Genomic DNA, 23093 nt, shown 5'->3' with positions numbered 1-23093 from the left:
CCACGTTACTCGCCCGTAGCGTCTTCGCCGAACGCAAGTGGTCGGGCAGTCGTCAGGTCGGACTGCCACTTCTCTGTCCTGCGACCCGGCACGGGAGTTCCGCCTATTCCGGCCGGAGGCGAGTCCCGGAACCGGGTCGCACATCCTGAAGGGATATGGAACCGTGAACACCCTTGCACGCAGAGCCGCAGTCGTAACCGCCGCCCTCGGTGCGGCCATCGGAATGACGGTGTCCTCGGCCTCGGCCGGCACCACGGCGACGTGGACGGTCACGCCGTCCGGCGCCTACACCGCGCACGCCGACTTCCCGACGCTCGACGTTCCGCTGGCATCGCTGGAATGCGACTCCTCCGACGTGACCGCCGGAACCCTCCAGGCGACGAGCCCCGACGGTGTCGGCATCGGTGACATCACCAACATCACGTTCACGAACTGCAGTGTCGCCGGAATCGGTTTCAGCGTCACGATGAAGGCGACGCCCTGGAAGATCAACGCAGTTCAGCCGAACGCCGGAAACTCCGACTGGGTCGACGGCACGGTGAGTTCGATCTCGGCCCACATCTCCGGTATCGGCTGCAGCGCCGACTTCACGGGCAAGGTCTACGGGCGCTACCAGAACGACACCGGCGAGCTCGTCATCGACGGTTCGGGAACCGACCTGGTCGCGTCCAACGCGAGCTGCCTCGGTCTCATCAGCAACGGGAATGTCGCCAGCTTCAACGCGTCGTACGCGGTGAGCACCTCTCCGGTGATCTCGACGCCGTAATACGCGCCGCGTACACAGGCCGGGCCGTCGGCGCGCAGATTCCGGCGCCCTCGGTCCGGACTGCTCCTTGTGTCCGGGTGACGGGCACGGCACCGTGCAGGGCAACACGTTGGACGGCAGGAAGTCGAGGACAGGGCCGACATGACCGTGAAGACACCTGTGACCGCCGGCAGACGGTCCGTACGCCTGGCCTCGGTCGCGGCCGCCGCCACCCTGGCGGGACTGCTGTCCGGTCCCGGGTCGGCCGTGGGCGCGTCGGATGCCGTGGACGCGGTGGCCTACGACTGCCAACTGCCGTCCGGCTCCGGTCGGGTGTCGATGGAGGTGCGCGCGGACTTCCCGGAGTCCGGAGAGACGGGCGTGCCGATGAGTCCGCAGGACGTGAGTATCACGGTGGCGCTGTCGGGCGCCGACCTTGCCTCGCTCCTGCCGGCCGGCAGCACCACGGTGATGAGCACGGCGACGCTCGATGTCGAGGTGGCGCAGAACGACCGTACGGCGCAGGCGCAGTGGACGGACTTCGCCGCCCCCGCCACGCCACTGGGCGTCGACGAGGACGTGCGGTTGGTGCACGCGGGAGAGGTCCCCTCGGTGACCGTCGGTGCGGCGGGCGATGTCACGCTCACCGCGGGGAAGCTGAAGCTGGATCTGCGGGCCGTCGCCGACGGGCAGGCGACCGGGGCGGCCCCCGTCGTTCTCCCGTGCGAGCGGAGTGCACAGGAGTCCGGGCTCCTCGCGACGGTCCCGGTGACGGGTGACACGGCACCGGGAGCCACGCCGACCACGCAGCCGGGCGGGCCCGGCGAGGACGGCGGCGGCAGGAACGACGCCATCACGGTGACGCCGCGGGACGAACCGGCCGAGGACCCGGCGAATCCGTGTCCGGTCGACCCTCCGGTGGGGGAGATGGACACCGGTGACGCGCCGAAACCCGCCCCGGGTGCCGATCTCACCGTCCGTGATCTGCCCGGGGCCTTCCCCGGATGCGCGTTCGCGGTGGGAATGGCCAATGTCCGAAAGCTCGATGGCGCGATGATCATCAATGATCCGGCGAAGAATCCCGCGCTGATCAGCGTCTACGCGAACAAGCGGTCGTCGACCCGTCGGGCACAGCAGGCAGGGGGGTCGTTCAATCAGTTCGACTCCATCGGAAATCTCAAGCTTCCCGACGCCGAGTCCACTTTTCTGGCATTCGGATTCCAGCCCGTTTCGGCCCGGGTGGAGTTCGAGAACGGGCCTTTGACGATCTCCACGGGTACCGCGATCCCGCATCCCCCGGTGCGGGAGAACTTCGCGGTGGCTTCGTTCATGCAGTCCTTGAGACTGTACGACGTGAAGGTGAACGGCGTCGCCCTCGACGTGGGGAGGAACTGCCGGACCGCCGATCCTTTCAAGGTCGTACTCCGCGGAGACTTCGAAAAGGATCCGAAATACCTGAATGTTCTTCAGGGGGGCCTGCTGAGCGGAGTGGTAAACATACCGGAATTCTCCGGTTGCGGATCGGGCGGCGAGGACCTCGACCCGCTGTTCACCGCCTCCATCTCCGGTCCCGACAATGCGATCACCATGAACCAGGGCACAACCTGCATCCCTATCGAACCCTCGACCATCTGCCCACCGAGCATGCCGACGATGCCCGGCACGAATTCGTGATATCTCGGGGAAAATGCGAATCGCGCACAGCCCTCAGGGAGAAGCTGCCGCGGGCTCCATTCCGGTGGATGGATGCCGTGCGGCGTGATGTCGCCGGCGACGGCTGAGGGCGCGTGAACGGCCGGTGGGGTGTCCTCGCCGCGAAGAGAACTAAAGTGGTACATAGGGGACACGTGAGAGCGCCCCCGGAGGGGCCCATGCGCGGACACCGCACCACCCAGGCCGACAGCACCCAGGAAGCCCTGCTCACCCTCGGGCGCCTCGTCGACCAGGCGCTGGAGCGGATCAGGATCGAGCGGGCGCGTGCGGAACTGGCCGAGGCACTGCAGCGCCACCTGCTCCCGCCCCAGCTCCCACGGGTGCCCCTGCTGGACATCGCGGCCCGTTACACGCCCTCGCACGACGGGTTCGATGTCGGGGGCGACTGGTACGACGCGTTTCTCATGACGAACGGATCGGTCGGCATCACCATCGGTGACGTGCAGGGCCACGACGTGGAATCCATCGCCTTCATGGGGCAGGCCCGCACGAGCCTGCGGGCGCTTGCCTGCGCCACGACCGATCCGGGTGAAGTGCTCAGGCGCGCCAACGACCTGCTCATCTCGATGGGCTGCGGCCTCTTCGCGACCTGCTGTTTCCTGACCTTCGACCCGCGGACCGGCGCCCTCGCCGTCTCCCGGGCCGGCCACATCCCCATGGTCTGGGCCAATGCCACCGGTCAGTCGGGCATCATCCTCGACAGCGGCGGACCGCCGCTGGGGATCCTGCCGGGCGAGACGTACCCCGTCACGCGACGGCAGCTGACCGAACCGGGATCGTTGGTCATGGTCACCGACGGGGTGGTGGAGGGCCCGTCCTGCCCGATCGAGAAGGGCCTGGACGAGGTGGTCCGGCTGGTGCGCCTGGGGTACGACGGCGACCCCGACGAGCTGGCCGGTGAAGTGGTGAAGGTGGCCGATCTGACGGGTCACTGCGACGACGCGGCGGTGCTCGTGGTCCATTACGCCGGACTTCCGGCGGCCGGGTAGCGGCGGCAGGCGCCGCCTGCTCCGCGCTGCAACCATTGAAGTGACCCCCGGCGAGGTTCCGGCCGGGACTGTTCCTCCAGGTGGTGTCCGATGACCGCGGTGGTGACGGATCCGGAGCTTCGGCGCAAAGGCGCCGCGGTTGCGCTGATCCTCGCCGTGGCCGCCGTCTACTACGGAGCCGCCCGGCTCGGCCTGCTCGAACAACTGGTCCGCGGCCAGGTCACCCCGCTCTGGCCACCGACCGGTATCGCCCTGGCCGGGCTGCTGCTCTTCGGCCTCCGGGTCTGGCCCGGCATCGCTCTCGGCGCCTTTCTCATCAACGTGTCCATCGGGCCGACCACCCTCACCGTGCTGGCCATCGCCGCCGGGAACACGCTCGCCCCCGTCTGTTCCTACCTGCTGCTCCGACGGGTGGGGTTCCACAACGACCTGGACCGACTGCGCGACGCGCTGACGCTGGTCTTCCTGGGGGCCCTGGGCGGGATGGTCATCAGCGCGACCGTGGGCACCGGCGTGCTGGTGCTCGCCGGAGCCCTGCCCGCGGGCGACTTCTGGCCCACGTGGTCGGTGTGGTGGGCGGGTGACGCCATGGGCGTGCTGGTCGTCGCACCTTTTCTGCTGGTCCTTCGAAGAGCCCGGTGGCCGCGGGACGTACCGCTGAGGCGATGGGCCGAAGCGGCGGCCCTGGGGGCCGGCACCATCGCCGTCACCCTGCTCGTGGCCGGCGGTACCAGCGCATCCCTGCTCTTCCTCGTCTTCCCGTTCCTGATCTGGGCCGCTTTCCGTTTCGAGCTGGCCGGTGCCGCGTCGTGCGCACTGGTCATCTCCACCCTGGCGATTCTGGCCGCCGGCCGCGGAGCCGGCCCCTTCGCCCATCAGGACCTCTTCACCAGCATGTTCACGCTCCAGGCCCTGAACGGTGCCACCGCGCTGACCGCGCTGCTCCTCGCGGCCGTCATCACCGAGCGGAACCGCACGCACGAGGAGATCAGGCGGCTGTGCGGCCGGCTCACCGGCATGGTCGCTGCCATGCCGCAGCGTCCCTTCGCCGACCAGTGGCAGACCTCCGACGACCCCGATGAGGGCGGACCCGACGGCCGAGCCCACGGGCGGTGAGGGCGGTCCCGTGTCCGGGCGCTCTCCCGCGTACCCGCACGCGTGGGGCCGCCCCCTGTGGAGCGGCCCACCGGTCGATGTCGGCGGCTGTGGCTACCGGACCGCCGAGTGCCAGTACTGCGACAGCAGCTTGCCGGCGTCGGGGGCGACGCTGCCGGGGTCGTTGATCGTCGCGACGTACGTCCGGGCGTCGTCGAGGGTCACGTTGTTGTTGCCCGAGGCCGACGGCAGCCCGGTCTTCAGGTTCACCGCCCAGTTGAGCAGGTTCAGCCCGCAGCCACCGGCACCCGGGACCGCGTAGGCGGTGTCGGTCTGGTCGGCGCCGACCAGATCGATCCGGCCCATGGGGCCGGCCGCACCGGTGGTGCCGTCGCCTTCGAACTGCTGGGTGCCGATGACCGGGCGGGTCAGGTTCTGCGGGCGGAGCAGGACCGGGTCCGAGGCGGAGCCGATGTAGCACTTGTCGCCGAGGAGCGGGTTCTCCAGGTGGATCCGGACCGGGAGCGTGATGATCGGTTTCCCGGTGGTCGTTCCCGCGAGGAGCTGGAAGTCGCTGGGGTCGTTCACCGACTCGATGGTGGCGGTCACCCGGTTCAGGCTGACATCGGTCAGCTGGTTGCAGATGCCGGTGATCACGGGAATGTCGCTCGGACACATCAGCCCGAGCAGCCCACCGGGGATCTGGGCGGAGTCGGCGACGAGAGCGCCACCCGGAGGTGAGACCACGGTCGCCCCGCCGCCCGGATGCGTGACCACTCCGACCTGGAGGTCGCTGGCGCCCACCGGCACCACGGTGTTGCCGAGCTTGATGGAGCCGCTCGCCGAGTGCGAGGAGACGCAGACGGCGGTGTCGGTAGCCCCGTCCGCGGCGAGCATGGCGGGAGCGTCCACCGGGCAGCGGGTGAAGGGCGCCCAGTTGCCGTTCAGGTTCGTGGCGGCGGTCGCCGAACCCACGGACGCGAAGGCGGCAAGCGCGGTGAAGGAGGCCAGCAGCCCCGCACGCGCCCGGTTCGAACCAGATCTCATGTCGTCCCCTTTTTTGAGGCAGCCGCCAGTGAGGCGGCCCGGTGAAACACAGAGGTGCTCGGTCTGCCTGCGACGCCCTGTGCGCCGGCGCCTTTCGGCATCATGTGATCGGTGTACACGCCATACGTGTGCGGCAAGCGGGTGCCCTGGTCCCTGGCGGGCAGAGCCGTTTCGGACTCGCCATTCACCGAGCCGTGAGGTTACTGGCGGGAAACACCGGCACACAATCCCACCGTTTGAGAATCATTCCCCGAATGCGACTTCTCGTCCGCCGGTGAGTACGGCGTCGCCTCGTCTTGTCAATCGGTGCGTATCGCCCCAGGGCGGAAATCTCCACCCGCTCCACACGCGATATGCGGAACTGGCGCTCCCGCTTGTGTGTTCCCGCCGGTCCGCCGGTCGTCGCGGCGGTGAAGGTCTTTCCGGTGGAACTCCGCCCCTGGGCCTCCGGGCTTGTCACTCACCGACAAATTTCTCGGGGCCTGTACTCAAACAATGTAAAGGATCCGGCCGGGCCGTGCGGGCTCGCGAAAACTTGGAGAACTGGTATTGCGGGCCAGGTTACCCGGCCGTAACGTCGCCCCCGTAAGCAACTCGACCGCTGTCACGGGCGATTGCTCACCTGTCAGGAAAGGGATCCCTGTCGTGGCCCCCCGCGCGGGATTCCGTGTCCGGGAGCGCCTCGCCCCGAACCCTCCACACGGGGTACCGCCTCCTGGGGCCCCGCGGTCCCGGCCCCCCTGGACCGCGCGGCCCCAGCCTGCACCGACTGCTGTGAGTACGCATTTCTCAACAAGGTTTGCACGAGTATTTGTCACCGGGTGACAAACGGACCGGCCGTTCACGAATTGGCTGTTCAAGGACTTGTCCTACCGGTGTCGGTGAACTTAACGTGCGCCCCTCGGTGCACTTCTGTCACTTCGTGAGTGCATGCAGGAGGTGGGATGGGAATCGAAGTAGTGGTCGAGGGACTTACCAAGTCTTTCGGTAAACAGAACATCTGGCAGGACGTGTCTCTCACACTTCCCGCCGGAGAGGTGAGCGTCATGCTCGGGCCGTCCGGCACCGGGAAGACCGTCTTCCTCAAGTCCGTCATCGGCCTGCTGAAGCCGGAGCAGGGGCGCGTCCTCATCAACGGCGTCGACATGGTCAACAGCCCCGAGCGGGACATCTACGAGACCCGCAAGCTCTTCGGGCTCATGTTCCAGGACGGGGCGCTGTTCGGGTCGATGTCGCTCTTCGACAACATCGCCTTTCCACTGCGTGAGCACACCCGCAAGAAGGAATCGGAGATCCGGCGCATTGTCATGGAGCGGATCGACATCGTCGGACTGCTGGGTGCCGAGGAGAAGCTGCCCGGCGAGATCTCCGGTGGTATGCGCAAGCGCGCCGGCCTGGCCAGGGCGCTCGTGCTGGACCCGCAGATCATCCTCTGCGACGAGCCCGACTCGGGACTCGACCCCGTCCGCACCGCCTACCTCTCCCAGCTCCTGATCGATCTCAACGCACAGATCGACGCGACGATGCTGATCGTCACCCACAACCTCGACATCGCGGCGACCGTCCCCGACAACATGGGGATGCTGTTCTGCCGCAACCTCGTCACCTTCGGGCCGCGCGAGGTCCTGCTCACCAGCGATCTGCCGGTCGTCTCACAGTTCCTGGCCGGACGCCGCGAGGGCCCGATCGGCATGTCCGAGGAGAAGGACGCGGCGACCCTCGCCGCCGAGCAGCTGAACGGCAACGGTCACGGCTACGCCCCCGGCCCCCGGACCGTCGTGCCGCAGCTGGAGCCCTCGCCGGGGATGCCCGTGCGGCAGGCCGTCCTGCGTCGCCGTGAGCGTGTCATCGGGATGATGAGCCAGCTGCCGGAGGCCGCACGCACCGCCATCATGGAGAGTTACACCCCGACCGCCGGCGGTGCGCGCCCGTGACCGCCGAGACGCCCGTGCGGCCCGCGGGCCCGCCCACCAACGACGCGCCCGTGCGACGCCCGCCGGAGCACCGGCCGCCGAGCCGGCTGCTGTCGCCGCTGCGGGAGACCGGAAAGCTGTTCGCGCTTGCGCTGCACGTGGCCCGGTCGGTCTTCCGACGGCCCTTCCAGGTACGGGAGTTCATCGAGCAGTTCTGGTTCGTCGCCAGCGTCACCATTCTGCCCGCAGCCCTCGTCTCCATCCCGTTCGGCGCGGTCATCGCGCTCCAGGTCGGCTCGCTCACCCAGCAGCTCGGCGCCCAGTCGTTCACCGGCGGCGCCAGTGTCCTCGCCGTCATCCAGCAGGCCAGTCCGCTCATCGTGGCGCTGCTGATCTCCGGTGCGGGCGGCTCCGCGATCTGCGCCGACCTCGGCTCACGGAAGATCCGCGAGGAGCTGGACGCGATGGAGGTGATGGGCGTCTCGCCCGTCCAGCGCCTGGTCGTCCCGCGCGTCCTGGCCACCATGTTCGTCGCCGTCCTGCTCAACGGCCTGGTCTCCGTCGTCGGCACCCTCGGCGGCTACTTCTTCAACGTGATCATGCAGCACGGTACCCCCGGTGCCTACCTCGCCAGCTTCTCCGCCCTGGCCCAGCTGCCCGACCTCTACATCAGCGAGTTCAAGGCGCTGATCTTCGGGTTCATCGCCGGCATCGTCGCCGCCTACCGCGGTCTGAACCCGCGCGGCGGACCGAAGGGCGTCGGTGACGCGGTCAACCAGTCCGTCGTCATCACCTTCATGCTGCTGTTCTTCGTGAACATGGTCCTCACGGCGATCTATCTCCAGATCGTCCCCGCGAAGGGGAGCTGACCGATGTCGATGCTCAGCTGGCTGGACCGCTCCGGCGACCATCTCACCTTCTACGTACGGGCGTTGGTCTGGATCCCGCGGACCTTGCGCCGATATCTGAGGGAGGTCCAGCGCCTCCTCGCCGAAGTCGCCTTCGGCAGCGGCGGGCTCGGGGTCATCGGCGGCACCATCGGCGTGATGATCGCGATGACGCTCTTCACCGGTACGGTCGTCGGCCTCCAGGGATACGCCGCGCTCAACCAGATCGGCACCTCCGCCTTCACCGGCTTCATCTCCGCCTACTTCAACACCCGCGAGATCGCACCGCTCGTCGCCGGACTCGCGCTCTCCGCCACCGTCGGCGCAGGCTTCACCGCCCAGCTCGGCGCGATGCGGATCAACGAGGAGGTCGACGCCCTCGAAGCAATGGGTGTGCGCTCCATGCCGTACCTCGTCACCACCCGGATCATCGCCGGTGTCGTCGCGATCATCCCGCTGTACGCGATCGGGCTGCTCTCCTCGTACGTCGCCTCCCGTTACGTCACCGTGCTCTTCAACGGTCAGTCCGAGGGCACGTACGACCACTACTTCAACCTCTTCCTCTCCCCGGACGACGTGCTGCTGTCGGTGCTCAAGGTGCTGATCTTCAGCGTGATGGTGATCCTCGCCCACTGCTACTACGGCTTCCACGCCGAGGGCGGGCCGGCCGGGGTCGGTGTCGCCGTCGGCCGGTCGGTGCGGAACGCGATCGTGCTGATCAGCGTCACCGACTTCTTCCTCTCGCTCGCGATCTGGGGCGCCACGACGACGGTGAAGGTGGCCGGATGACGCGCGCACGGACGGCCCGGCACAGAATCGCCGGAGTCGCCTTCCTGCTGGTGCCCGCCGTGCTGGTGTGGGTGTCGGTCTCGGTGTACGAGAAGGACTTCACCCACGACGCCACGGTGACCGTACGCACCGGGTCGGTCGGCAACGAGATGCACGACAACGCCGATGTGAAGCTGCGCGGCGTCGTCGTCGGCCAGGTCCGCACCATTTCGGCGGACGGGGACGGGGCCCGCCTCACCCTCGCGATCGATCCGGACCAGCTCGACCGCATCCCGGCCGACGTCACCGCCCAGATGCTGCCCACCACCCTGTTCGGGGAACGGTTCGTGGCGCTCGTACCGCCGAGGACCCCGTCCGCGCAGACCCTGCGGGCCGGGGCCGTCATCCCGCAGGACCGCTCCAGCAACGCCATCGAACTCGAAGAGGTCCTCGACAACGTCCTGCCGCTGCTGACCGCCGTGAAGCCGGAGAAGCTCTCCGCCACCCTCACCGCCGTCTCCCAGGCGCTCGAAGGGCGCGGCGACCAACTCGGCGACACCCTCGTCAGGCTCGACCGGCATCTGCGCAAACTCAACCCGCAACTCCCCACGTTCAACCGTGACGTCACCGAACTCGTCAAGGTGAGCAGGGCGTACGGGGACGCGGCACCCGATGTGCTGGACGCGCTGACCGACTTCACCACCACCAGCGGCACCATCGCCCAACAGCAGGCGGAACTCGCCGACCTGTACGGATCGACGACCGCGTCCGCCCAGGACCTCACCACGTTCCTGCGGAAGAACAAGGACAACCTGATCCGGCTCGCCGCCACCGGCCGGCCCACCCTGGAGACCCTCGCCACCTACTCGGACGAGTTCCCCTGCACACTGCGCACCATGGCCGGGTTCGTCCCGGCCATGGACAAGGCGCTCGGCAAGGGCACCGACGAACCGGGGCTCCACGTCACGCTGAAGACCGTGCCGTCCAAGGGGAAGTACGTGCCCGGCAAGGACACCCCGGTCTATGACGCGACCGGCGGACCGCACTGCTACTCCGTGCCCTACATCGGCGCGGCCGTACCGACCGCGGACGCCCGCTCCTCGGCGGACACGGACACCGGTTCCGGCTCCACACCGAGGACCGCCCAGGAGGTTCCGGCCGCGGACTCCTCACTCGGCATGCCCAACTCCCCGCAGGAGAGCCGGCTCGTCAACGAACTGGTCGCTCCCTCACTGAAGGTCCAGCCGCAGACCCTGCCCGACTGGAGCAGCGTGCTCATCGGTCCGGCCTTCCGCGGTGCGGAGGTGACGCTCAAGTGAAGCGCCGCTCGATCGCGGGACCCCTCGCGAAATCGCTCGTCTTCATCCTGGTGACGGTCCTCGCGACCACCGTCCTCGCCCTGTCCATAGCCAACACGGGAGTCGGCCGGACCAGTTCGTACAAGGCCCGCTTCACCGACGCGACCGGACTCGTGGTCGGCGACAGCGTCCGGATCGCCGGGGTCGAGGTCGGGCAGGTCGAGTCGATCGAGGTGGCCGACCGCCGGCTCGCCGAGGTCGGCTTCAGCGTCCAGAAGGGCCGCAGACTCCCGGCGTCGGTCACCGCGTCGATCAAGTACCTCAACATGGTCGGCCAGCGGTACATCGACCTCGACCAGGGGGCCGGACCGGTCGGGGAGAGCTTCACCGCGGGTTCCACGATCCCGCTCTCCCGTACCACCCCCGCGCTCGACCTCACCCAGCTGTTCAACGGCTTCCAGCCGCTCTTCGAAGGGCTCTCCCCGCCCGACGTCAACAAGCTCGCGGGCTCCATCGTCCAGGTGCTCCAGGGAGAGGGCGGCACCGTCGACAGCATCCTTCAGCACGTCGGTTCCCTGACCGGCACCGTCGCCGCCAAGGACAAGGTGATCGGTGAAGTCGTCAAGAACCTCAACACGGTGCTGAAGACCGTCAACGACCGCGAGGCGGGCTTCAACGACCTCGTCGTCACCCTCCAGAAGCTCGTCTCAGGATTCTCCGGCGACCGTGAACCGCTCGGCGAGGCGGTCACCGCCATGGGAGCACTGACCACCGTCACCGCCGGCCTCCTCCAGGACGGGCGCAAGCCGCTCAAGGACGACATCAGGCAGCTCGGCCGGCTCTCCGACCGGCTGGCCGACAACAGCCCGAAGATCGAGAGCTTCCTGGAGAAGACCCCGGACAAGATGGCGGCGATCACCCGCCTCACCTCGTACGGTTCCTGGCTCAACCTCTACCTCTGCGAAGCGCGGATCAGCGGTGTGGCGACCAGCGACGGCAGCGCCCCGCCGACCGGCATCGCGATCACCCAGCCGAGGTGCCTGTCATGAGGATCAAGCCCGTACGGGAACGCAACCCCGTCGCCGTCGCCCTCGTGGGCCTGTTCGTCCTGGCCCTCGTCGCGGTGGCCGCCTACCGCGCCGACGCGCTCCCCTACACCGGCGGCGGGACGACGTACAACGCCGACTTCACCGAGTCCGCCGGACTCGGCGACGGGGACGAGGTGAGGATCGCCGGGGTGAAGGTCGGCGAGGTCACCGGGGTCGCGCTGGACGGTGACAAGGTGAAGGTCAGCTTCAAGGTCGAGAGTGCCTGGATCGGCAACGCCAGCACCGTCGGCATCGCCATCAAGACACTCCTCGGGGAGAAGTACCTCGCCGTCGATCCGCTCGGCAACGCCCGGCAGGACCCGCACGAGCGGATCCCCGCAAGCCGCACCACCTCTCCGTACGACGTCACCCAGGCGTTCAACGGCCTCGGCGAGACCATCGGCGCGATCGACACCCGGCAGCTCGCCAAGAGCTTCGAGACGATCTCCGCCACCTTCAAGGACTCCCCGCCGGACGTGAAGAGCGCGGCCGACGGACTCTCCGCCCTTTCGAGGACCGTATCCGAGCGTGACGCCCAGCTCGCCACGCTCCTCAAGGGCAGCAAGCAGCTCACCAAGACCCTCGCCGGCAAGAAGAGCAGCTTCGAGACGCTGCTGCAGGACGGCAATCTGCTCCTCGGCGAGATCCAGGCGCGCCGCGACTCCATCCATCTGCTGCTCACCGGCACCCGCGACCTCGGCACCCAGCTCACCGGGCTGGTCGCCGACAACAACAAGCAGCTGAAACCGACACTGGACGCGCTCGGCCGGGTCACCGCGGTCCTGCAGAAGAACCGCAAGAGCCTCGACAAGGTGCTCTCCATGGCAGGTACGTACAACCGGCTGGTCGGCAACACGCTGGGCAACGGCCGCTGGTTCGACAACTACGTCTGCGGAGTCGTCCCGAAGAACTACCTCCCCGCCGGCACCCCACCGGCCACCGGATGTATGCCTCCCAAGCAGCAAGGCGGCAGCTGACATGAGACTCACGCGCATCGTCGGCATCGGCGCCGGGCTCGCCGTGGTGGCCGTCGCCGCCACCACCGGAGTGATGGCCCTCGACGAGGAGGGGACGACGACCGTCACCGCCTACTTCGACCAGGCCACCGGTGTCTACGCCGGATCCGACCTGCGGATCCTCGGAGTGAAGGTCGGCACCGTCGAATCGGTGGAACCACGGGGCAAGGAGGTCGGGGTCGTCCTCCGGGTCGACAGGGGCGTCAAGGTACCCCGGGACGTCCACGCCGTCGTGGTCGCCCCCAGCCTCGTCGCCGACCGGTACATCCAGCTCGCACCCGCGTACGACGGGGGAGCGGTCCTGGAGGACGGCGCCGAACTGCCCGCGTCGGACAACGCCACACCGGTCGAGGTAGACCAGCTGTACGCGTCGATCACCGAACTCGCCGACGCCCTCGGCCCGGACGGGGCCGACGCGGACGGTGCCTTCGCCGCACTGCTCGACACCGGGGCGAAGAACCTCGACGGCAACGGCAAGGCCATCGGGGACTCCGTCGCACAGTTCGGCAAGGCCACCAAGACGCTCGACAAGAGCAGCGGCAACCTCTTCGACACGCTCTCCTACCTGCAGACGTTCACCACCATGCTGAAGGAGAACGACGGCGACGTGCGCGCCGCCGAGGAACAGCTGAACTCCGTGACCGGCTTCCTCGCCGACGACAAGGAGAACCTCGGAGCCGCGCTGAAGGAACTCGGCACCGCCCTCGGCCAGGTCAAGACGTTCATCAAGGACAACCGCGGCGCCCTGAAGAAGAACGTGGACGCCCTGGTCCCGCTCACCCGGATCCTCGTCGACCGACGGGCCTCGCTCGCCGAGTCCCTCGACACGCTGCCGCTCGCGGCGGGCAACGTGCTCAACGCGTACGACCCGACCTACCGGACACTCAACGGCCGCACCGACCTCAACGAGCTGAGCATGGGCGGGCCGCTCATCGCGTCGACCCCCGGCCTCGACGGGCTCACCCCGGTGGACGCCGCACGGCAGAAGACGCTTCCCTCGCTGCCGCTGCCCGCCGTGGGCACCGTGTACGGCACACCCGAGGACGGCAAGAAGGCCAAGGAATCCGATCAGGAGAAGGGAGCGAACCCATGAGCCGTGCCTTCCGCAGACCCGGAGCCCGTGCCACCACCGGCCTCGTCGCCCTGCTCGCCGTCGGCGTCGGCCTCGCACTTGTCGCGACCACCACCGACCTGCCGGCGTTCACCGGGATCGAGCAGCTGCCGCTGCCCGGAGGCGCCGACCTCGGCGACCATCCGTACGAGGTCACCGCGGAGTTCGCGGACGTCCTCAGCCTCGCACCGCAGTCCACGGTGAAGGTCGACGACGTCGCCGTGGGGCGCGTCACCAGAATCACCCTCGCCCCGGGCAGCTGGAACGCCGAGGTCACCATGCGGGTCAACGGCGGGATCAAACTGCCGGCGAACGCGTACGCACACCTGGAACAGTCCAGCCTCCTCGGCGAGAAGTACATCCAGCTCTCCCCGCCCGCCGCCGGCACCGCCGAGGGCACCCTCGCCGACGGCGCCAGGATCCCGCCTGCGCGGACCAACCGGAACCCGGAGGTCGAAGAGGTCCTCGGCGCACTGTCGATGCTCCTCAACGGCGGCGGCATCAGTCAGCTCAAGACCATCACCACCGAACTCAACAAGGCACTGGCCGGCCGGGAGCCGCAGATGCGCTCGATGCTCAGCAGCGTCGACACGCTCGTCACCGACCTCGACGACCACAAGAAGGACATCACCGACGCCCTCGACGGCGTCAACCGCCTCTCCGCCACCCTCGCCACCCGTAAGCAGGACGTCGGCGAGGTCCTCACCGGGCTGAGCCCCGGCATGAAGGTCCTGGAGAAACAGCGGGGCTCGCTGCTCACCATGCTCCGCGCCCTCGACACCCTCTCCACCGTCGCCGTCGACACCATCGACAAGAGCAAGGCGGACACCGTCGCCGACCTGAAGGCGATCGCCCCGACCCTCAGGGCGCTCGCCGACTCCGGCAACGACCTGCCGGACTCCCTGCAGGTCCTGATGACCTACCCGTTCACGGACGAGGTGCTGCGCGGGGTCAAGGGCGACTACCTCAACGTCTACCTGGACATGACGGCCGTACCCGGCACCACGATCATTCCTGCCTTCGAACCGGACGCGGCGACGGCGGCCACCACCGCGAAGACAGCCGCGTTGCCGTTGCCGCTGCCTTCCGTGACGAACCCGCGAACGGAGGGGACCAAGCAGTGATCACCCTTGCCATCCGGCTGAAGAACATCTCGTTCCTGGTCATCGCCGTGCTGGTACTCGGCTACCTCGGCGTCCGCTACGCCGACCTCGGTCACTACGTCGGGATACGGGACTACTACACCGTCAAGGTCCAGCTCTCCCGCACCGGCGGCCTGTACACGCACGCCGACGTCACCTACCGCGGCGTCTCCGTCGGCCGGGTCGGACCCATCGAGCTCACCGACGACGGGGTGGAGGCGGAGCTGCGGATCGACAGGTCCGCGCCGCGGATCCCGGACGACCTGAAGGCCGTCGTCGCCAGCCTCTCCGCGGTGGGCGAGCAGTACGTCGACCTGCGCCCGGCCCGCACCGACGGGCCGTACCTGGCGAACGGCTCGGTCATCGACCAGGTCGACACCACCGTCCCGGCCCCGGTCACCGACGTCCTCACCAGCGTCGACAACCTTGCGGGCTCCGTCGACCTGGAGTCCCTGCGGACCGTGGTCGACGAATTCGGCGCCGCGTTCAGCGGGCGGGGCGACGACCTCCAGGTCCTGCTGGACACCGGCAGCGACTTCGTCCAGTCGGCGGACGACGCCCTGCCCGTCGACATCAGGCTGATGCAGGACGGCGAGGCCGTCCTGCGCACCCAGGCCGAGCAGGGCGAGGCGCTCAAGGGCTTCGCCTCCGGTGCCGCGGAACTCGCCGCACAGCTGAAGAGCTCCGACACCGACCTGCGGACCTTGATCGCCACCGCGCCGGACGCGACCGGGCAGATCAGCGGACTGCTGCGGGACCTCGACCCCAGCTTCGGCGTCGTGGTGGCGAACCTGCTGACCACGTCCGAGGTCGCCGTCACCCGGCAGCGCGGACTGGAAGAGCTGCTGGTGAAACTGCCCGCGGTCGCCGCGGCCGGCGCCAGCGCGGTCGACGAGGAGGGGGCACGGTTCGGCATGTCGGTCACCTTCTTCGAGCCGCTGCCCTGCACCGCCGGATACGGCTCCACGACCTATCGCAACGGGCTCGACACCTCGCCCGCGCCCCCGACCGACACCGGGACGCGATGCACCTCGTCACCCGGCACCGGCATCAACGTCCGCGGCAGCGCGAACGCGCCGAAGGGAGGGGCCGTGCCCGAGCCCGCCCGACCCGGCTCGCTGCTCCTCGGCGACGAAGCGGGCGGACAGCTCCCGGGGGCGCTCGGGCTCGGAGCGGACGCGCCCGCCGCGAACGGCATGGCCGGGCTGCTGGGACTGGGGAGCGACGGATGAACGCCCGCACCAGGAGCCTCGGAGGGTGGGCGGCCGTGCTCGCAGCGGCGCTGATCTGCGCCCTCGGCGGCTGGTCGTACGCGCAGGCGCGCGGCGACGACGACCTCGCGTACGCGAAGACCCGGGACGCCGTACTCGCCGAGGGCAAGCACCATCTCGCCCGGCTGAACAGCCTGGACGGGAAGGACGCGGTGAGCGTCGACGCGGGGCTGCGGCAGTGGCTCGCCGTCTCCACCGGACCGCTCCACGACCAGCTGGCGCGCACCCGGAGCAAGGACGCGAGCGAGCTGAGGAAGTCCGGCAGCACGGCGCGCGGCACGGTCACTGACGCAGCGCTCACCGCGCTCGACGAGCGGACCGGCACGGCGGAACTGATCGCAACCGTCGACATCGAGGTCACGCCGCGCACCGGGAACGCGGGCACCGAACGCAAACGCTTCGAGGCCACGCTCGCCCGCACCGCGGACGGCTGGAAGGTCAAGGCACTCGACGCGATCCCGGTCGGTGCCGCATGAGGCGTGGAGGAGGACGGGCATGGTGAGCACCGGTCAGGACGTCGAGGAGACCCCGGCGGCGCGGGACGCCGGGCGGGCCCGGGCCGCGGGGGACACCGACGAGGACCGGGAAACCGCTGCGCCTTCCACCGGGGAGGCGGCGGACGGCGAAGCCCCGCGGACCGGCGGGCGGTGGCGTCCCGTCGCCGCCGCGGTCCTGGTCGTCGCGCTGCTGGCGGCGGGCACCGGACTCTTCGTCCGGGGCCGGCAGCTGCGCGACACCCCGGCCACCGACAACCTGGCGCTGACCGACACCGCCGCGACCGCCCGGGTCGCCGGCGATGTCAGCAGCGCGCTGACCAAGGTCTTCTCGTACGGCCCCGGCGGCACCGACGAGACGAAGGCATCGGCGAAGAGGCTGCTCGGAGGAGAAGCACTGAGGCAGTACGCGGCGCTCTTCGGGCAGGTCGAGAAGCAGTCCGCGGACCAGAAGCTGACACTCACCACCCATGTCGTGCGCACCGGAGTCATCCGGCTCTCGGGCACCGGAGCCCATCTGCTGGTCTTCCTCGACCAGGTCTACGAACGGCAGGGCAGGACGGCCACCACGGCGGGGGCGCAGCTCTCCGTCACGGCCGAACTCCGGGACGGGCATTGGCAGATCGTCGGGATCACCTCCAGATAGCACAGGCACATCAGCAGGGACGGGCCAGCTCAGCCGGCAGGGGAGAGACAGCGATGGCACGGGTACGGACGGCAAGGAACCCACTGGTCACGGTGGGGGTGGCACTGACGGTCGCGGCGGCCGCCGGCGCGGGCTGGGGCGGCTGGTCGTGGTACGGGGCCGCTCACGACGAATCCGCCGCCTACGCGCAGACCCGCGATGACGCGCTGGCCGCGGGCGAGCAGGCCGTGCAGAACATGAACACGCTCGACCATCAGAACCTGCGCAAGGGCCTGGACAGCTGGGAGGACTCCACCACCGGCGACCTGCACCAGCAACTGGTCGCCGGGCGGACCGAGTTCGAGAAACAGATCCAGCAGGCGAAGACCATCAGCACCGCCAGAGTGCTGTCCGGCGCGGTCACCGAACTCGACGACCGGACGGGCAAGGCAGCGGTGATGGTGGCGTTGCGGATCACCGTGACGGCGCCGAAGGGAAAGCCCGCGGTGAAGGAGAGCCGGATGCTCGGACAGCTCACCCGCACGTCCGAGGGGTGGAAGCTCAGCGCCCTCGGCCAGGCGCCGGTCGGCAACACCGCCGGCTGACACGGTCCCGGCCGGGCCCGCCCGCCCGATCCATCAGATCACCGAGAGGAAGTCCGGACATGTCGACGACCCGCCACCTGGTCAACCGTCAGCGACGCCTGGCAACGGTGGCCGCTGCCGAGCGCACCGCCACGCCGCCGCGCAGAACCGGGGCACCGGGCAGCGAACCGCACCGGCCGGAGGCGGCCGGCGATACGGCGGTCACCGCGGATCCGGCGGACTCACCCGACTCCGGGGACCTCTCCGGAGAACCGGAGAAGGAACCGGCGGCTCCGCGCGGGTGGTTGCCCCGCCCCACGATCCGGCTCCCCGCCGTGCTCTGCGCGCTCACCGTGCTGCTCGGCGTGTTCGCCGTCTGGTCGTTCACCGCGGCGGCCGGCCTGAACAGCGACGCGGCCAGGAGCAACACCGCGCTGACCGACATCAGCCGGACCAGCGAGGTGAAGGGCCAGATCTCCGAGGCCGTCGGCGCGGTGTTCTCGTACAACTACGCCGCGACCGCCAAGTCCGACCAGGCGGCGAGTACCTATCTCGTGGGCAAGGCCGTGCAGCAGCACCGGGACATGCTCGCGGAGGTCCGGGCGCAGGCGCCGAAGCAGAAGCTCGTCCTCACCACCACGGTCACCGAGAGCGGTGTCGAACTGCTGGACGGCAACCGTGCCCGGCTGCTGGTCTTCGCCGACCAGAGCAACACCCGTACCGGCAAGTCCGAGGAGACGACCTACGCCGCGGCGATGTTCGCCGTGGACGCCGTCCGCCGAGGCGGCAGCTGGCGGATATCCGCCATCGACACGTTCACCCGGTGACCCGGGGGAGAGGGGAGCACGCATGAGGTTCACCGGCACCGTACGCCGCGGACTCGGCGGCACGGCGGCCGCCGTCGCCGCGATGGCCGCGCTCACCGCGTCCCAAGCACCCGGAATCGTGAACCACCGGCATCCCGGGAAGAACGCCGCGCTGGACGAGGTGAAGTGGACCGAGGTGCCCAACGACGACTCGTACCACACCGAACTCCCGCCCCTGAAGACGCCGGTGCCGCCGAAGGTCGGCGCCGAACGGAGCCCGGCCGTCGCCCGGTCGTGGTCCGAGGCGGGCATTCCGGCCACGGTGCTGGCCGCCTACCGAACGGCGGAGAGCGCGCTCGGCCGCACCGACCCCGGCTGCCGTCTGCCGTGGCAACTGCTCGCGGCGATCGGCAAGGTCGAGTCCGGGCAGGCGGGCGGCGGACGGGTCGACGCCCGGGGCGACACGCTCACCCCGATCCTCGGGCCGGTGCTCAACGGCGCCGGGTTCGCCGACATCCCGGACACCGACGACGGTGTCTACGACGGGGACAGGACGTACGACCGGGCGGTCGGGCCGATGCAGTTCATCCCCTCCACCTGGGCGCACTGGGGCAAGGACGGCAACGGCGACGGACGCCGGAACCCGAGCAACATCTACGACGCGGCGCTCGCCGCCGGGTACTACCTGTGCGCGGGGCCGCGCGATCTGTCCGTGAAGGCCGATCTGGACCGGTCGGTCCTCAGCTACAACCACTCGGACACCTATCTGCGCACGGTGCTCTCGTGGCTGGAGTTCTACCGCAAGGGCACTCACCCGGTGGCCGACGGCCAGGGCACCGTCCCCAAGAGCCCCGGTGCGGGCGGGCCGAACAAGCCGACGCACCCGGTGGGCGGACCCGGCACCCCCGAGGGCGGCATCATCATCGGTCCGCAGCCCAGCCATGCGGCCGACCCGTCGTCGTCGGGCTCCCCGGACCCGTCGCCGACCGAGTCCGGATCGCCGGACCCCGGCGGCTCCACCGACCCGGGCACCCCCGATCCGACCGACTCCGGATCGGCCACCCCCGACCCGGGCACGACCCCCGACCCCGACCCCAGCACCTCCGCGCCCGATCCGGGCACCGACCCCGGCTGCCCGACGGACACCCCGGAGCCGGACCCGACCGGCACGGCCGGAGCGGACGGGACGCCGTCGCCGGACCCCAGCCCCACCGGCGACCCCTGCGCCACCCCGACGGACCCCGCGTCAGCCGGCTGACAGCACCTCGGCGAGGTCGTACCGCACCACCTCTTCCAGCTGCGTGTACGTGCATCCAGCTGGGGTGCGGTCCGGCCGCCACCGGCGGAACCGGGCGGTGTGCCGGAACCGGTCACCCTCCATGTGGTCGTAAGCCACCTCGCACACCCGCTCCGGACGCAGCGCCACCCACGACAGGTCCTTCTTCCCGGACCAGCGGCTCGGGGAGCCGGGCAGCCGGGCGGTCTCGTGCGCGGCGGCGTCGGCCCACGCCGCCCATGGATGACCGGTGAAGCCGGTCCGCAGGGGTTCCAGCTCGGCGGCCAGCTCCTCGCGGCGCTTCATCGAGAAGGCCGCGCACACCCCGACGTGCTGCAGCACGCCCCCGGAGTCGTACAGGCCGAGCAGCAGCGAGCCGACGACCGGACCGCTCTTGTGGACCCGGTAGCCGGCCACCACGCAGTCGGCGGTCCGCTCATGCTTGATCTTGTACATGGCGCGTGTGTCCGGGCGGTACGGCAGATCGAGCGGTTTGGCGACGACACCGTCGAGCCCGGCGCCCTCGTACCGTTCGAACCATTCCTGGGCGACGGCCGGGTCCGTGGTCGCGGGCGCGAGATGAACGGGGGCAGAGGCGCCGGACAGCGCCGCTTCCAGGACGGTGCGCCGGTCCGCCTGCCGGTTGGAGAGCAGCGAGTCGTCGCCCACCGCGAGAATGTCGAAGGCGATCAGGCTGGCCGGGGTCCGTCCCGCCAGCAGCCGTACCCGTGAATCGGCCGGGTGGATGCGTTCGCTGAGCCGGTCGAAGTCCAGCCTTCCGTCGTACGCGACGACGATCTCGCCGTCGATCACGCAGCGCGGCGGCAGATTCTCCCGGACCGCGACGACCAGCTCCGGGAAGTAGCGGGTGAGCGGCTTCCCGGTACGGCTTCCGATCACCACCTCGTCCCCGTCGCGGTGCACGATCGCCCGGAACCCGTCCCACTTGGCCTCGTACTGCATGCCCGGCGGAATCCTGGCCACGGACTTGGCGAGCATCGGCTTCACGGGCGGCATCACCGGCAGATCCATGGACCGATTCTCGCCCGGATGTCCCGGCGAGTCTCCCGATATGCGGCATTTGTGAGCCCGGCCTACCGTGGCCCCCATGGGCGCAGCAGGAACAGCGGTGGAGCTGGAAGCGGACGGCCGGGCGGTACGGCTGTCCAACCCGGACAAGGTGTACTTCCCGGAGAAGGGTTATACGAAGCGGGACGTCGCCGAGTACTTCCTCGCCGTGGGCGGCGGAATCACCCGGGCCCTGCGTGACCGGCCCACCACCCTCCAGCGCTTCGTCGACGGTGTGGACGGAGACTTCTTCTACCAGAAGAGGGCCCCGAAGAACCTTCCCGACTGGATCCCCACCGCCCGCATCACCTTTCCCAGCGGCCGCCCCGCCGACGAGATCTGCCCCACCGGACCCGCCGCCGTCCTCTGGGCGGCGAACCTCGGCACGCTCACCTTCCACCCCTGGCCGGTGCGGAGCGCCGACACCGACCACCCGGACGAACTGCGCATCGACCTCGACCCCCAGCCCGGCACGGACTACGCCGACGCGGTCACCGCCGCCCACGAACTGCGCGCCGTCCTCGACGACCACGGTCTGCGCGGCTGGCCCAAGACCTCCGGCGGCCGCGGCCTCCACGTCTTCGTACCGATCGAACCCCGCTGGACCTTCACCGAGGTCCGCCGCGCCACGATCGCTGCCGGGCGTGAGCTGGAACGCCGGATGCCGGACCGGGTGACCACCGCCTGGTGGAAGGAGGAGCGCGGCGAACGCATCTTCGTCGATTTCAACCAGACCGCCCGCGACCGCACGATCGCCTCCGCCTACTCCGTGCGGCCCCGCCCCCACGCCCCGGTCTCCGCGCCGCTGCGCTGGGACGAGATCGACGACGCCGAGCCGGGTGACTTCGACATCCGGACCATGCCGAAGCGCTACGCCGAGGCCGGTGACGTGCACGCGGACATGGACGACCACGCGTTCCGGCTGGACCGGCTGCTCGAACTGGCGGACCGGGACGAGCGGGAGCGCGGGCTCGGTGACATGCCGTACCCGCCGGAGTACCCGAAGATGCCCGGCGAACCCAAGCGCGTCCAGCCGAGCCGCGCCCGGCACGACGAGAACGGGGAGGCATGAGCGCGCCCGGCCCGGAACCCGTCACACCTCATGGGGAGCACGCGCGCCCCCGGACCCACGGCGACAGATGGGCGGAGTTCAGGGCGTCCCCGTATCTGCCCGCCGTCGTACTCCTGTTCATCATCGCGGCCGCCGCCGGTCTCTTCGCCGGCTCCTACACGTACGCGATGGCCAATCCGACCCCGCGCAACATCCCGGCCGCCGTGGTCGGCGATCTCGGCACCGTGCGCGACAAAGCCATTCTCGACCGGCTGGAGGCCGCGCTCGACACCTCGCTGGTACTCCACGAGTACGCCACCGAGGCCGAGGCCCGCGACGCGCTGGAGGAGCAGAAGGTCTTCGCTGTCCTGCGGCCCGAGGACGGCGGAGTCGCGCTGGACATCGCGAGCGCGTCCGGAGCCTCGGTCGCCCAGCTGCTCGCCGAGTCCACGCTGAAGGTGGGGGAGGCGGCCCATGTGCCGGTGAAGGTCAGGGACGTGAAGCCCCTGCAGAGGGGTGACCCGCGTGGCCTCGCCCTCTTCTACATCTCGCTCGCCGCAGTGATCATCGGATTCCTCGGCGCCATCCAGCTGAGTGTGCACGCCAAGGCGCTGCCCCACCTGGACCGGATCGGGTTCACCCTCGCCTACGCCCTGCTCGGTGGGTTCGCGATCACCGCCGTGGTGGACTGGCTGCTCAGCTCCGTCAAGCTGCCGTTCCTCCAGTCGTGGATGATCCTCGCCCTCACCATGTTCACCACGGGCATGGTCTTCACCATGTTCAACGCACTGATGGGCCGCTGGGCGATGATCCCCACGTGGGGACTGATGGTGCTGCTCGGCAACCCGTCCTCAGGCGGTGCGGTGTCCTGGCCGCTTCTTCCGTCGGTGCTCGGGTTCATCGGCCGCTGGCTCCCCCCGGGGGCTTCGGTCAACGCCCAGCACGCCGCCGTCTACTACCAGGGGCACCAGCGGGTCTTCCCGTACCTGGTGCTCGCCGGATGGTCGCTGGTCTCCTGCACGGTGTTCTGGGTGTGGTGCCGCCGGCACCCCGCAGGCCGCGACCACATGCCCGGGCATGCGGCCGCGGCCTCCTGACGCACCCGG

General features: G+C 69.6%; 22 protein-coding genes. 20 read left to right on the top strand and 2 right to left on the bottom strand.

Annotated features, from left to right (window positions below):
• Nucleotides 1-163: 163 nt before the first annotated feature.
• From ACFVXE_RS00240 to ACFVXE_RS00225, 4 genes are all read left to right on the top strand, one after another.
• Nucleotides 164-766, top strand: coding sequence for a hypothetical protein (locus ACFVXE_RS00240; protein WP_389667624.1), 603 nt, complete (start codon nucleotides 164-166; stop codon nucleotides 764-766).
• A gap of 141 nt (nucleotides 767-907) precedes the next feature.
• On the top strand, nucleotides 908-2419 hold the full coding sequence (locus ACFVXE_RS00235) for a DUF6801 domain-containing protein (protein ID WP_389667622.1): 1512 nt from the start codon (nucleotides 908-910) through the stop codon (nucleotides 2417-2419).
• 197 nt (nucleotides 2420-2616) lie between these two features.
• Nucleotides 2617-3447 (top strand): PP2C family protein-serine/threonine phosphatase, encoded by an 831-nt coding sequence (locus ACFVXE_RS00230; RefSeq protein ID WP_389667621.1) that lies wholly within the window; start codon nucleotides 2617-2619, stop codon nucleotides 3445-3447.
• 90 nt (nucleotides 3448-3537) lie between these two features.
• Nucleotides 3538-4563, top strand: coding sequence for an MASE1 domain-containing protein (locus tag ACFVXE_RS00225; RefSeq protein WP_389667618.1), 1026 nt, complete (start codon nucleotides 3538-3540; stop codon nucleotides 4561-4563).
• A 93-nt stretch (nucleotides 4564-4656) separates the two neighbouring features.
• Here ACFVXE_RS00225 and ACFVXE_RS00220 read toward each other — a convergent pair whose 3' ends face one another.
• On the bottom strand, nucleotides 4657-5589 hold the full coding sequence (locus ACFVXE_RS00220; RefSeq protein ID WP_389667616.1) for a hypothetical protein: 933 nt from the start codon (nucleotides 5587-5589) through the stop codon (nucleotides 4657-4659).
• Between the two features lie 944 nt (nucleotides 5590-6533).
• Here ACFVXE_RS00220 and ACFVXE_RS00215 point away from each other — a divergent pair.
• The 14 genes from ACFVXE_RS00215 to ACFVXE_RS00150 are packed head-to-tail and all read left to right on the top strand — an operon-like array spanning nucleotide 6534 to nucleotide 19850.
• Entirely contained in the window at nucleotides 6534-7523 is a 990-nt protein-coding gene (locus ACFVXE_RS00215) for an ABC transporter ATP-binding protein (protein WP_389667614.1), read from the top strand.
• Entirely contained in the window at nucleotides 7520-8371 is an 852-nt protein-coding gene (locus ACFVXE_RS00210) for an MlaE family ABC transporter permease (RefSeq protein WP_389667612.1), read from the top strand. Before ACFVXE_RS00215 ends, ACFVXE_RS00210 begins: the two co-directional genes overlap by 4 nt.
• Nucleotides 8372-8374: 3 nt before the next feature.
• Nucleotides 8375-9178, top strand: coding sequence for an MlaE family ABC transporter permease (locus tag ACFVXE_RS00205; RefSeq protein ID WP_389667610.1), 804 nt, complete (start codon nucleotides 8375-8377; stop codon nucleotides 9176-9178).
• Nucleotides 9175-10476: an MCE family protein gene (locus tag ACFVXE_RS00200; protein WP_389667609.1), complete on the top strand. Its 1302-nt coding sequence runs from the start codon at nucleotides 9175-9177 to the stop codon at nucleotides 10474-10476. Before ACFVXE_RS00205 ends, ACFVXE_RS00200 begins: the two co-directional genes overlap by 4 nt.
• Nucleotides 10473-11504 carry an MCE family protein gene (locus ACFVXE_RS00195; protein WP_389667607.1) on the top strand — a complete coding sequence of 344 codons (1032 nt, stop codon included), beginning with the start codon at nucleotides 10473-10475 and terminating at the stop codon, nucleotides 11502-11504. The genes ACFVXE_RS00200 and ACFVXE_RS00195 overlap by 4 nt, the downstream gene beginning before the upstream one ends.
• Complete coding sequence (locus ACFVXE_RS00190) at nucleotides 11501-12520, top strand: MCE family protein (RefSeq protein ID WP_389667605.1); 1020 nt, start codon at nucleotides 11501-11503, stop codon at nucleotides 12518-12520. The genes ACFVXE_RS00195 and ACFVXE_RS00190 overlap by 4 nt, the downstream gene beginning before the upstream one ends.
• 1 nt (nucleotide 12521) lies before the next feature.
• A complete protein-coding gene (locus ACFVXE_RS00185) occupies nucleotides 12522-13652 on the top strand; it encodes an MCE family protein (protein ID WP_389667604.1) in 1131 nt (376 codons plus the stop codon).
• Entirely contained in the window at nucleotides 13649-14794 is a 1146-nt protein-coding gene (locus ACFVXE_RS00180) for an MCE family protein (RefSeq protein ID WP_389667602.1), read from the top strand. Before ACFVXE_RS00185 ends, ACFVXE_RS00180 begins: the two co-directional genes overlap by 4 nt.
• Nucleotides 14791-16044 (top strand): MCE family protein, encoded by a 1254-nt coding sequence (locus ACFVXE_RS00175; RefSeq protein ID WP_389667600.1) that lies wholly within the window; start codon nucleotides 14791-14793, stop codon nucleotides 16042-16044. Before ACFVXE_RS00180 ends, ACFVXE_RS00175 begins: the two co-directional genes overlap by 4 nt.
• Entirely contained in the window at nucleotides 16041-16559 is a 519-nt protein-coding gene (locus ACFVXE_RS00170; RefSeq protein WP_389667598.1) for a hypothetical protein, read from the top strand. The genes ACFVXE_RS00175 and ACFVXE_RS00170 overlap by 4 nt, the downstream gene beginning before the upstream one ends.
• A gap of 19 nt (nucleotides 16560-16578) precedes the next feature.
• A complete protein-coding gene (locus ACFVXE_RS00165; protein WP_389667596.1) occupies nucleotides 16579-17223 on the top strand; it encodes a hypothetical protein in 645 nt (214 codons plus the stop codon).
• A gap of 53 nt (nucleotides 17224-17276) precedes the next feature.
• The gene (locus ACFVXE_RS00160; RefSeq protein ID WP_389667594.1) at nucleotides 17277-17807 is read left to right on the top strand and encodes a hypothetical protein; all 531 of its coding nucleotides are present in this window, start codon (nucleotides 17277-17279) and stop codon (nucleotides 17805-17807) included.
• A gap of 59 nt (nucleotides 17808-17866) precedes the next feature.
• A complete protein-coding gene (locus tag ACFVXE_RS00155) occupies nucleotides 17867-18613 on the top strand; it encodes a hypothetical protein (protein WP_389667592.1) in 747 nt (248 codons plus the stop codon).
• A gap of 22 nt (nucleotides 18614-18635) precedes the next feature.
• Nucleotides 18636-19850: a lytic murein transglycosylase gene (locus ACFVXE_RS00150; protein WP_389667590.1), complete on the top strand. Its 1215-nt coding sequence runs from the start codon at nucleotides 18636-18638 to the stop codon at nucleotides 19848-19850.
• On the opposite strand, the gene ACFVXE_RS00145 is transcribed toward ACFVXE_RS00150, so the two are convergent.
• A complete protein-coding gene (locus ACFVXE_RS00145) occupies nucleotides 19839-20900 on the bottom strand; it encodes an ATP-dependent DNA ligase (protein WP_389667588.1) in 1062 nt (353 codons plus the stop codon). The genes ACFVXE_RS00150 and ACFVXE_RS00145 overlap by 12 nt on opposite strands.
• Before the next feature lie 97 nt (nucleotides 20901-20997).
• Between ACFVXE_RS00145 and ligD the strand changes: the two genes are divergently transcribed.
• Nucleotides 20998-22008: a non-homologous end-joining DNA ligase gene (ligD, locus tag ACFVXE_RS00140; protein WP_389668071.1), complete on the top strand. Its 1011-nt coding sequence runs from the start codon at nucleotides 20998-21000 to the stop codon at nucleotides 22006-22008.
• The gene (locus ACFVXE_RS00135; RefSeq protein ID WP_389667586.1) at nucleotides 22005-23084 is read left to right on the top strand and encodes an ABC transporter permease; all 1080 of its coding nucleotides are present in this window, start codon (nucleotides 22005-22007) and stop codon (nucleotides 23082-23084) included. The genes ligD and ACFVXE_RS00135 overlap by 4 nt, the downstream gene beginning before the upstream one ends.
• Nucleotides 23085-23093: the final 9 nt, after the last annotated feature.

Source organism: Streptomyces sp. NPDC058231 (assembly GCF_042882275.1).
GTDB lineage: Bacteria > Actinomycetota > Actinomycetes > Streptomycetales > Streptomycetaceae > Streptomyces.
The sequence above is the reverse complement of the archived record's forward strand: the minus strand, read 5'-3'. Positions and strand labels throughout refer to the sequence as shown.

Coding starts and splice junctions, on each gene's coding strand:
- ACFVXE_RS00235 (WP_389667622.1), top strand. CDS start 908: ATGACCGTGAAGACACCTGTGACCGCCGGCAGACGGTCCGTACGCCTG.
- ACFVXE_RS00230 (WP_389667621.1), top strand. CDS start 2,617: ATGCGCGGACACCGCACCACCCAGGCCGACAGCACCCAGGAAGCCCTG.
- ACFVXE_RS00225 (WP_389667618.1), top strand. CDS start 3,538: ATGACCGCGGTGGTGACGGATCCGGAGCTTCGGCGCAAAGGCGCCGCG.
- ACFVXE_RS00220 (WP_389667616.1), bottom strand. CDS start 5,589: ATGAGATCTGGTTCGAACCGGGCGCGTGCGGGGCTGCTGGCCTCCTTC.
- ACFVXE_RS00215 (WP_389667614.1), top strand. CDS start 6,534: ATGGGAATCGAAGTAGTGGTCGAGGGACTTACCAAGTCTTTCGGTAAA.
- ACFVXE_RS00205 (WP_389667610.1), top strand. CDS start 8,375: ATGTCGATGCTCAGCTGGCTGGACCGCTCCGGCGACCATCTCACCTTC.
- ACFVXE_RS00200 (WP_389667609.1), top strand. CDS start 9,175: ATGACGCGCGCACGGACGGCCCGGCACAGAATCGCCGGAGTCGCCTTC.
- ACFVXE_RS00190 (WP_389667605.1), top strand. CDS start 11,501: ATGAGGATCAAGCCCGTACGGGAACGCAACCCCGTCGCCGTCGCCCTC.
- ACFVXE_RS00185 (WP_389667604.1), top strand. CDS start 12,522: ATGAGACTCACGCGCATCGTCGGCATCGGCGCCGGGCTCGCCGTGGTG.
- ACFVXE_RS00180 (WP_389667602.1), top strand. CDS start 13,649: ATGAGCCGTGCCTTCCGCAGACCCGGAGCCCGTGCCACCACCGGCCTC.
- ACFVXE_RS00170 (WP_389667598.1), top strand. CDS start 16,041: ATGAACGCCCGCACCAGGAGCCTCGGAGGGTGGGCGGCCGTGCTCGCA.
- ACFVXE_RS00165 (WP_389667596.1), top strand. CDS start 16,579: ATGGTGAGCACCGGTCAGGACGTCGAGGAGACCCCGGCGGCGCGGGAC.
- ACFVXE_RS00160 (WP_389667594.1), top strand. CDS start 17,277: ATGGCACGGGTACGGACGGCAAGGAACCCACTGGTCACGGTGGGGGTG.
- ACFVXE_RS00155 (WP_389667592.1), top strand. CDS start 17,867: ATGTCGACGACCCGCCACCTGGTCAACCGTCAGCGACGCCTGGCAACG.
- ACFVXE_RS00150 (WP_389667590.1), top strand. CDS start 18,636: ATGAGGTTCACCGGCACCGTACGCCGCGGACTCGGCGGCACGGCGGCC.
- ACFVXE_RS00145 (WP_389667588.1), bottom strand. CDS start 20,900: ATGGATCTGCCGGTGATGCCGCCCGTGAAGCCGATGCTCGCCAAGTCC.
- ACFVXE_RS00135 (WP_389667586.1), top strand. CDS start 22,005: ATGAGCGCGCCCGGCCCGGAACCCGTCACACCTCATGGGGAGCACGCG.